The organism is Acidiphilium sp. 20-67-58 (genome assembly GCF_002255515.1).
Lineage (GTDB): Bacteria > Pseudomonadota > Alphaproteobacteria > Acetobacterales > Acetobacteraceae > Acidiphilium.
In genome coordinates, this window is sequence record NZ_NCAS01000030.1 from 18071 (window position 1) to 28073 (window position 10003).

At 71.4% G+C, this 10003-nt stretch carries 6 protein-coding genes, 1 pseudogene and 1 riboswitch; of the genes and pseudogenes, 3 read left to right on the top strand and 4 right to left on the bottom strand.

The window, feature by feature from the left end; all coding sequences use genetic code 11:
• Positions 1-54: 54 nt before the first annotated feature.
• A complete protein-coding gene (locus B7Z76_RS12250; protein ID WP_291344218.1) occupies positions 55-927 on the top strand; it encodes a methyltransferase domain-containing protein in 873 nt (290 codons plus the stop codon).
• Positions 928-959: 32 nt separating this feature from the next.
• Here B7Z76_RS12250 and B7Z76_RS12255 read toward each other — a convergent pair whose 3' ends face one another.
• From B7Z76_RS12255 to metE, 3 genes are all read right to left on the bottom strand, one after another.
• Positions 960-3344, bottom strand: coding sequence for a xanthine dehydrogenase family protein molybdopterin-binding subunit (locus tag B7Z76_RS12255; protein WP_291344220.1), 2385 nt, complete (start codon positions 3342-3344; stop codon positions 960-962).
• Positions 3345-3450: 106 nt separating this feature from the next.
• Positions 3451-5181 carry an L-arabinonate dehydratase gene (gene araD / locus B7Z76_RS12260; protein ID WP_291344222.1) on the bottom strand — a complete coding sequence of 577 codons (1731 nt, stop codon included), beginning with the start codon at positions 5179-5181 and terminating at the stop codon, positions 3451-3453.
• A gap of 169 nt (positions 5182-5350) precedes the next feature.
• Positions 5351-7660, bottom strand: a complete 2310-nt coding sequence (gene metE, locus B7Z76_RS12265; RefSeq protein ID WP_291344224.1) for a 5-methyltetrahydropteroyltriglutamate--homocysteine S-methyltransferase — start codon at positions 7658-7660, stop codon at positions 5351-5353.
• 112 nt (positions 7661-7772) lie between these two features.
• A riboswitch (cobalamin riboswitch) is annotated at positions 7773-8007 on the bottom strand.
• A 111-nt stretch (positions 8008-8118) separates the two neighbouring features.
• Between metE and B7Z76_RS12270 the strand changes: the two genes are divergently transcribed.
• Positions 8119-8565, top strand: coding sequence for an OsmC family protein (locus B7Z76_RS12270; protein WP_174503836.1), 447 nt, complete (start codon positions 8119-8121; stop codon positions 8563-8565).
• A 216-nt stretch (positions 8566-8781) separates the two neighbouring features.
• The gene (locus B7Z76_RS12275) at positions 8782-9603 is read left to right on the top strand and encodes an IclR family transcriptional regulator C-terminal domain-containing protein (protein ID WP_174503837.1); all 822 of its coding nucleotides are present in this window, start codon (positions 8782-8784) and stop codon (positions 9601-9603) included.
• Between the two features lie 40 nt (positions 9604-9643).
• On the opposite strand, the pseudogene B7Z76_RS12280 reads toward B7Z76_RS12275, so the two are convergent.
• A pseudogene (locus tag B7Z76_RS12280) lies at positions 9644-10003 on the bottom strand (hypothetical protein); the annotation flags it as partial.

The window sequence follows — 10003 nt, forward strand, 5'->3', positions numbered from 1 at the left end:
TCTCCATCTGGTCGGATGATGCTCTAGCCTCGACATTTCGGCCCGGGAGGGATCGTGACGACAGATCATGCGGCGATGACGGCCTGGGCGGAGCGGTTCGCCCGGGCGACGGCGACGGTGCTGCCCCAGGCGGGCGACCTCGCCTGGCTGCTCCGCCAGAGCGTGCATACGCATTTCCAGCGCCTCACGCTGCTGCCGGTGTTCGGCCTTGCGGGCGCACCGCTGCGGGTGCTGGATGTCGGCGCGGGCACCGGGGCGATGTGTCTCGACCTCGCATGGGCCACCGGCGGTGCCGCGCGCATCACCGCGATCGACCACGATGCCCATGGCCTCGCGCTGCTCGGCGACATGGCGGGCCAGCTCGGTTGCGACATCGAGACCCGGCAGGGCGACGCCTATGCGCTGCCCGCCGAACCGCAGAGCCAGGACCTGACCCTGTGCCGCTTCCTGTTCCAGCATCTCGAACGCCCGGCCGAGGCGCTGCGCGAGATGATCCGCGTCACCGCCCCGGGCGGCCGGGTCGTGGTGATGGATGTCGATGACGGCGCGTGGATCTCCTGGCCGGACGAGGTGCCGGAGCTGCGGCGCCTCAACGATGCGGTCCGCGCGTTGCAGGCCTCGGTCGGCGCCGGCCGGCTCGTCGGCCGGCAGCTCTACGGCCTGTTCCGCGCCGCCGGCCTCGCCGAGGTGCAGGTGCTCGCGGTGCCGCGCGTCCGGCTCGGCACCTCCCATGGCCGCAGCGCCGAGATCGAGGCGCATCAGAAGGAATTCTACCTCACCCAGCGCGACCGCCTGATCGCCGCCGGGCTGATCGACGACGCTGGGTTCGATGCGGCGATGCGCGCCCTCGATGCGGGGTTCGCGCAAGACGAGTTCGGCTTCGCCTGCGAATTCGTCGCCCTCGGGCGGGTCGCGGCGGCGGGCTGAGCCGCCCGCCTCCCGCGTCCCGAGTCCCGCGATCAGCCCGCCGCCCGGATCGCCTCCCACACGCGGCGCGGGGTGGCCGGCATGTCGATATGCGCGATGCCGAAGCCGGACAGCGCATCGACCACCGCGTTCATCACCGCCGGCAGGCTGCCGGCACAGCCGGCCTCGCCGCAGCCCTTGACGCCGAGCGGATTGGTCCGCGCCGGCGCCGGGTGGCTGGCAAAGCCGATCCCCGGCACCGCATCCGCCCGCGGCAGCGCATAATCCATGAACGAGCCGGTCAGCAGCTGGCCGGTCTCGTCATAGGCGACCATCTCGTGCAGCGCCTGGCCGATCCCCTGCGCCACACCGCCATGCACCTGGCCGGCGACCAGCAGCGGGTTCACCAGCACGCCGAAATCGTTGACCGTGTGATAGGCGACGACCTCGATCACCCCGGTTTCGGGGTCAAGCTCGACCTCGGCTATATGGCAGCCATTGGGGAAGGCCGAGGGCACCCCGCGCGTGACATGGCCGACATCGAGCGTGGCGGGCACGTCCCCGGGCACGTCCCCGGGCACGTCCTCGGGCAGGTCGCTTGCGGTGCGCAGCCGTTCGGCGAGGTCCATGATGCCGATGCCGAGATCGGTGCCGGCGACGCTGAAGCGGCCGTTGGCGAATTCGATGTCGGCCGCGCCGGCCTCGAGCAGATGGGCGGCGGCGCGGCGTCCCTTCTCGATCACGAGGTCGCCGGCCTCGATGATGGCGGCGCCGCTCTGCATGATCGAGCGCGAGCCGCCGGTGCCGCCGCCGGCGAGGAGCTGGCGCGAATCCCCCTGCACCAGGCGGATGCGGTCGAAGGGAATGCCGAGCTTGTCGTGCAGCACCTGGGCGAAGGGGGTGGCGTGGCCCTGGCCGTAATCGAGCGTGCCGGTGACGATCGTCACCCCGCCATCGGCATCGAAGCGGATGCCGCCCATCTCGGGACTCGCATCCGCCGTCACTTCCAGATAGTGCCCGATCCCGCGCCCGCGGAGCCGCCCGCGCGCTTCGCTCTCCGCCCGCCGCGCGGCGAACCCGTCCCAGTCCGCGGCGGCCAGCGCGCGGTCGAGGGTCGCGGGGAAATCGCCGCTGTCATAGGTCAGGCCCGAGGGCGCGCGATGCGGGATCGCCTCCGGGCGGATCAGGTTGCGCCGGCGCAGCGCCAGCGGATCGAGCCCCATCTCGCGCGCGGCGGTCTCGACCAGCCGCTCCATGTAGTAATTGCCCTCCGGCCGCCCCGCGCCGCGATAGGCGCCGACCGGGGTGGTGTTGGTGAAGACGCTGCGGCTGGACACCTCGATCAGGAGTGTGCGGTAGACGCCGACGAAGTTCTTCACCGCGTTCACGGTGGCCGGCAGCAGCACCACGTTGGAGAGATAGGCGCCGAGATTGGCAAACCCGGTCAGCCGGGTCGCGAGGAAATTCCCCTCGGCGTCGAGGGCGAGTTCGGCCAGCATCTCGTGGTCGCGGCCGTGGCTGTCGGAGAGGAAGCTGCCGGAGCGGTCGTCGGTCCATTTCACCGGCCGGCCGAGTTGCTTCGCGGCGAGCAGGGCGCAGACATATTCGGGATAGCACGAGGCCTTCATGCCGAACGAGCCGCCGACATGGAAGGTGAGAACCCGGACCTGCTCCTGCGGCACGCCGAGCACGGTGCAGAGCAGCCCTCGCATGTTGACCGCCCCCTGGCAGCCGAGACGCAGCGCGTAGCCCTCCGCCGGATCGAATTCGGCGATCGCGGCGCGCGGCTCCATCGGGCTGACGATCACGCGGCTGCTGCGCAGGCTCAGACGGGTGACATGCGCGGCCCGGGCGAAGGCGGCGGCGACGGCCTCGGCATCGCCGAAATGATAGTCGAGCACGAGATTGCCCGGCGCCTCGTCGTGCAGTTGCGGCGCGCCGGGGGCGGCGGCGTCGCGCGCGTCGGTCACCGCCGGCAGCGTGTCGATCTCCGCCAGCACCGCCTCGGCGGCGTCGCGCGCCTGCTGGAGCGTTTCGGCGACGACGAAGGCGATCGGGTCGCCGACATACCTCACCCGGTCGGTCGCCAGTGCGAACTGACGCGGGCGGGGCGTGTCCGATCCGTCGCGGTTGCGGCTCGTGGCCGCCGGCATCGGGCCGAAGCCGGCGGCCACGATGTCGGCGCCGGTGATGATGGCGGCAACCCCCGGCATCGCCGCGGCGGCGGCGGTGTCGATCCCGCGCAGGATGCCGTGCGCGACCCCGCTGCGCACGGCAACACCGTAGAGCTGGCCCTGGCGGTCGAGATCGTCGGTATAGCGTCCCTCGCCGCGCAGCAGCACCGGGTCTTCGCTGCGCGACACCGGCTGGCCGATCGCGAAGCGCCCGGTGGCCGGCGCGCGGTCCAGCCCTTCCGGCTGGCGGAGGATGCGGGTCATGCGGAATTCCCTTCGAAGAACGTCAACGATGTTGCCCCGTATGTTCGCCCAGGGCGGCGCCGGCGCAAGGGGCGGTTCGGTGAAACCAGCCGTGCCCGACCAATCGTCAGTGGATCTCCGGCTCGGCGATCGTCCCCGGCCGGGCCAGCACGTCGAAATCGCAGCCGGTATCGGCCTGGCCGATATGGGCGGCGAAGATCGCGCCATAGCCGCGCGGAAAGCGGGGCGGCGGCGGCGTCCATGCCGCGCGGCGCCGGGCGAGTTCGTCATCGGAGAGCCTGACATCGATCCGTCGGGCGGCGACGTCGATGGCGATGACATCGCCGGTGCGGATCAGCGCGAGCGGCCCGCCGATGAAGGATTCCGGGGCGACGTGCAGCACGCAGGCGCCGTAGCTGGTGCCGCTCATCCGTGCGTCGGAAATCCGCAGCATGTCGCGCACGCCCTGGCGGAGCAGCTTCACCGGGATCGGCAGCATCCCCCATTCCGGCATGCCCGGCCCGCCCTGCGGCCCGGCATTGCGCAGCACCAGGACATGATCGGCGGTGACGTCGAGATCGGGATCGGCGACGGCTTTCGCCATCGCGTCGTAATCGTCGAACACCAGCGCCGGGCCTTCATGCTTCAGCAGGTGGGGCTCGGCGGCGGAGGGTTTCATCACGCAGCCGCCGGGGGCGAGATTGCCGCGCAGCACCGCGAGCCCCTCGGCGCGGGAGACCGGATTGTCCAGCGGACGGATCACGTCGTCGTTCCACACGGTCGCTCCGGCGATGTTGTCGCCGAGTGTCGCACCGCTCACCGTGCGGGTTGCGAGGTCGAGCCGGTCGGCGATGCGGGTGAGGAAGGCCGGCAGGCCGCCGGCATAATAGAAATCCTCCATCAGGTATTGGCCGGAGGGGCGGATATTGGCGAGCACCGGCACGCTGTCGGAGAGCGCGTCGAACCGGTCGAGATCGAGGTCGATCCCGGCGCGGCGGGCCATCGCGATCAGGTGGATGATCGCGTTGGTCGAGCCCGCGAGGGCGGCGCTGGCGACGATCGCGTTCTCGAAACTCGCCTGGCTGAGCAGGTCGGCGGGGGTGATGTCGTCCCACACCATCTCGACGATCCGCCGCCCGGTTGCCGCCGCCATGCGGGCATGGCGCGAATCCGGCGCCGGGATCGAGGTCGCGCCCGGCAGGGTGAGGCCGAGCACCTCGGCGAGCGAGGTCATCGTCATCGCGGTGCCCATCGTCATGCACACGCCATCCGAGCGGGCGATGCCGGATTCCATGTCTTCCCATTGCGCTTCGGAAATGTTGCCGGCGCGCTTCTCGTCCCAGTATTTCCAGACATCCGAGCCCGAGCCGAGGATGCGCCCGCCCCAGTCGCCGCGCAGCATCGGCCCGGCGGGCATGAAGATCGCCGGCAGGCCGGCGCTGATCGCGCCCATGATGGTGGCCGGCGTGGTCTTGTCGCAGCCGCCCATCAGCACGGCGCCGTCCACCGGCAGCGAGCGCAGGCTTTCCTCGACCTCCATCGCGAGCAGGTTGCGATAGAGCATCGTCGTCGGCTTCACGAAATTCTCCGGCAGCGCCATCACCGGAATCTCGACCGGAAAGCCGCCCGCCTGGAGCACGCCGCGGCGGATCGCCTCGACGCGTTCGGGGAAATGCCCGTGGCAATGGGCAAGCCCGCTCCAGGTGTTGACGATGGCGATGACCGGCTTGCCGGCATAATCCTCGGGCGCGTGGCCGAGCTGCTTGATCCGCGAGCGATGGCCGAAGCTGCGCAGGTCGGACGCGCCGAACCAGCGGTGGCTGCGCAGCTCCTCGGGCTTTTTGCGCGTCTTGGTCATCGTCGGTCTCCTCGCCTGCCGGCGCCGCGCGGCGCGGGGCCTTTGCACGGTTCTGGAATCGGGGGGCCCGGGATGCAATCCCGCCTTGGCGAAGATATGTAATCCCGCCTTGGTGGGGATGTGCAAGCCCGCCCTGCCGGCAGGGGCGCGCCGGCAGGGCGGCGGCGGATCAGGCCGCCTTGGTCTCGCGCCGCAGCCGGCGGGCGGCGCCGACCAGGTTTTCCAGCGCCGGCACCACCTCGCGCCAGCTGCGGGTCTTCAGTCCGCAATCCGGGTTCACCCAGAGCTGTTCATCCGCGAGCTTGCCCCGGGCGAGGCGGAGCAGGGCGAGGATCTCCTCCTCGGGCGGAACGCGCGGGCTGTGGATGTCCCACACGCCGGGGCCGATCTCGGCCGGGTAGGCGTGGGCGCCGTCGCGGGCGAAGGCCGTCAGCAGGTCCATCCGGCTGCGCGCCGTCTCGATCGAGATCGCATCCGCGTCCATGGCGGCGATGGCCGGCATGATGTCGTGGAACTCGGCGTAGCACATATGGGTGTGGATCGCCGTGTCGTCGCGCACCGCGGCGGTGGCGAGGCGGAAGCAGGATACCGCCCAGCCCAGATAGGCGCCGCGCTCCGCCTCGCGCAGCGGCAGCCCCTCGCGCAGGGCCGGCTCGTCCACCTGGATGATGGCGAGGCCGGCGGCGTCGAGATCGGCCACCTCGTCACGCAGGGCCAGCGCGATCTGGCGGCAGACCGTCTCGCGCGGCAGGTCGTCGCGGACGAAGGACCATTGCAGCATCGTCACCGGCCCGGTCAGCATTCCCTTCACCGGCCGGGTGGTGAGCGACTGGGCATGGCGCGCCCAGCGCACCGTCATCGGCCGGGGCCGCGCGACATCGCCCCAGATGATCGGCGGTGCGACGCAGCGGCTGCCATAGGATTGCACCCAGCCATGGCGGGTGAAGGCGAAGCCGTCGAGCTGCTCGCCGAAATACTTGACCATGTCGTTGCGCTCGAATTCGCCATGCACCAGCACGTCGAGCCCGATCCGTTCCTGCAGGCGGATCGCATCCTCCGTCCAGGTCGCGATCGCTTCGTCGTATTCGGCGGCGCTGATCTCGCTGCGCGCGAGCGCCGCCCGGGCGCGGCGCACGCCCGAGGTTTGCGGCAGCGAGCCGATCGTGGTGGTGGGGAAGGTGGGCAGGTCGAGGCGCTGGCGCTGCAGGGCCCGCCGTGCGGCGTGGGGCGGTGTGCGGCGTTCCATCGCCGGTGTTGCGGCGAGCAGCCGGACGGCGACGTCCGCCCGGTGGACCCGGGCGCTTTCGGCGCGGCTGCGGCGGGCGGCATCGGCGATCTCCAGCGCCTCGGCGATCGCGTGGTCGCCTTCGTCGAGGCCGCGGGCGATGGTGGCGATCTCGGCGAGTTTCTGGGTGGCGAAGGCAAGCCAGGGCCGGATCGCCGGATCGAGCCGGTCTTCCTGCGCGAGATCGACCGGGACGTGCAGCAGGCTGCAGCTCGGCGCGATCATCAGCCGCTCGGTGCCGCCGAGGGCGCGCGCCGCCTCGCGCGCGGTGGCGAGGGCGGCGCGAAGGTCCGCCCGCCAGACGTTCCGCCCGTCGATCAGGCCGAGCGAGAGATGGCGTGCCGGGCCGGCAGCGGCGAGGGCGGGCGCGAGATCGGCCTGGCCGCGGACGAGATCGAGATGCAGGCCGGCGACCGGCAAGGCGAGGGCGGTGGGCAGGTTGTCGCCCATCGGCGCGAAATAGCTCGCCAGCAGCAGGTGCGGCGTGGCGCCGCGGGCGAGGGTTTCATAGGCGTGGGCGAAGGCGGCGCGGGCGCGGCCCGACAGGTCGAGCGCGAGGACAGGTTCGTCCATCTGCACCCAGGCGCAGCCCTCGGCCGCGAGGTCCGCCAGCACCTGCGCGTAGCAGGGCAGCAGGCGGTCCAGCAGGTCGAGCGGGTCGGACCCGTCATCGGTCTTGGCGAGCAGCAGGAACGAGACCGGGCCGAGCAGCACCGGCCGGGTGCGGCGATGGCAGGCCAGCGCCTCGCGGAACAGTTCGAGCGGGCGGTTGGCGGTGACGGTGAAGTGCTGCCCGGCGGACAGACGGGGCACGAGGTAGTGATAATTCGTGTCGAACCACTTGGTCATTTCGAGCGCCGGCAGGCCGGTGGCGGCATCGTGGCCGCCGGTGCCGCGGGCGAGGGCGAAATAGGTCGCGAGCGACACCTCCCCCCCGCGCCAGCCATAACCCGGCGGGATCGCGCCGAACATGCAGGCGGTATCCAGCACATGGTCGTAGAGCGAGGCGTCGTTGCACGGGATGTGGCCGATGCCGAGCCCCTGTTGCAGCGCTTGCGACCCGGCGCGCAGGGCGCGGGCGGCATCGTGCAGGGCGGTTTCGGTGAGCTCGCCGGCCCAATGGGCCTCGAGTGCGGCCTTCAGCTCGCGCCGGCGGCCGATGCGGGGGAAGCCTAGATTGGTGGCGATGCTCATGCGCGGCCTCCCTGGCGTGCGGGGAGGCGAACGAGGCGCGCGCGGCAGGCGCTGCCGCTGATGCGTGCAGTCATGGGTTGGCTCCGGCTTCCGGTGCACCCCGCCCGGCAGCGTTGGTTGATGCGACACCGGCAGGTCTCCTGGCTCGCGGGTCGACGCTGGTGGCCCTGCCTTCCCGAACCGGTTCCGGTTCAGTGGCTCGCCCTTGCGGGCGGACGGACCACCGGCTCGCCGCTGACAGTTGCGGGGGCAGCCATCGACTTGCTTCCGGGACAATCAGGCCCGGCCGAAGCGCACGATGTTCCCTTTTCACCCGCTCGCGCGGGACCGGTGACCTGTTGCATATGCCGGCTCGGCGGGCGGGCGGCAAGGGTGGGGTGTCGCGGATGGCCGGATGGCGGTCTGGCGGCGGCGGCGCGCCGGGTGCAGACTGCGCGCGGCAGAAGGAGACAGGCAAGATGGCCGACACGCACGAGATCGTCCTGCGGCAGATCGAGAATTACCGGTTCGAGACCGAATTCGGCGGCGGCTTGCCGAAGCTCGTCTCCGACGAGCCGCCGCCGCTCGGCGGCGGGGCGGGGCCGGAGCCGGTGCAGCTGCTGCTCGCGGCGGTGGGCTCGTGCATGTCGTCCAGCTTTCATTTCGCGATGACCAAGTTTCGCGAGGCGCCGGGGGCGATCACCACCACCGCGCGGGCGACCGTGGAGCGCGACGAGAACCGGAGGCTGCGGGTGCAGGCGATCCATGTTGCCATCGGGTTCGCCGCAGAGGCCGGGACGATCGGGCATCTCGACCGGATTCTCGGCCAGTTCGAGCAGTTCTGCACCGTCGGCGCCTCGGTCGCGCGGGGGATCCCGATCGAGGTGAGGGTGACCGACGGCAGCGGCACGCGGGTGAAGGGCTGAAGCAAGACCGTAATGAAATCAGGCTTTTGCGATCCGGGCTTCGCACGAGTTGTCCACAGAAATCTGAATAAGCCTGTGGACAAGCGCGGGGGGAATCCGGAAGCTCGCCCTTGGCGTGGGAAAGGTTAACGATTTTCGCCCCGCCCAGACGCCGGGTGGGGCGCCGGGCGGTCTGCCATCTTGCATCCGCAGGGGAGATGTGCGCAGAACGCACGGATGCCAACTGCGCCAGACGAGACCGGACCATCCAGGCTGCCGCGCCCGAGCCTGACCAACCCGCGCGACCATGTCGAGAGTTTCGCCCGGGGGCTGGCGATATTGTGCGCCTTCGGGCCGGACCGGCCGAAGATGACACTGTCGGACGCCGCCAGGGTGACCGGGTTGCAGCGCTCGGCGGCGCGGCGGTTTCTGCTCACCCTCTGCGACCTCGGCTATGCGGTGCAGACCGACCGGTGGTTCACCCTCACGCCGCGGGTGCTGGAGCTGGGCTATGCCTATCTCGGCAGCCTGCGCTTTCCCGAACTCATCGAACCCTATCTGACCGGGCTGACGCAGCGGCTGGGCGAATCGAGCTCGGCGGCGGTGCTGGACGGGACGGAGATCGTGTATGTCGCGCGGTCGGCCGCGCCGCAGCGGCTGATGTCGCTCTCGCTCGGGGTGGGCAGCCGGCTGCCGGCGCACGCGACCTCGATGGGGCAGGCGCTGCTCGCCACGCTGAGCGAGGAGGAGGTGCGCGCCCGGTATGGGCGCGGGCCGCTGCCGGCGTTCACCCAGGCGACCATCACCGACCCGGCGCTGCTGCTCGAACGGCTGGCGGCGGTGCGGCGGGACGGGTTCGCGCTCAACGACCAGGAACTGGAACTCGGCCTGCGCTCGGTTTCGGTCGCGGTGCCGGGCAAGGGGAGCCGGCAGGCGGTTGCCCTCAATGTCGCCACCAACGCGGCGCGGGTGTCGCATGACGAGGTGATGCGCCGCATCCTGCCCGCGATCCGCGAGGCGGCGGCGCAATGCGCGCGGGCGGTCGCCCTGCTCGGCTGAGCGGGGACGCGGAAACGCCAGAAGAGGATCGGCAACAGGATCACCAGCCCGGCGGGTCGTGCAGCCGCTCGCGCCGGCGTAGCCAGGCGGGCGGGCGGAAGCGGCGCGGGAGCTTTGCGCCTGAGCAGTCCGTGTTGTGCGGGACGGGTTCGGGTTTGGGGCGGGGGGTGCGCCTTGCGCGCGGCGCGAGGCGGAGCATCGCCGGGAGCTTCAGGCCAAGGCTGTGGCAGAGCGGGCGGAGGATGCGGCCGAGGCGGGGTTCCTCGCCGATGCGGCGCTGCAATGCGGGATCGGCGAGCAGGGCGCGGAGCAGGCCGGCGGCGGCGGCGGCCTCGGGGACCGGCGCCAGCAGCCAGGCGGGGCGGCGCGGCAGGATGGGCTTCGCGACGGTGCTTGTTTG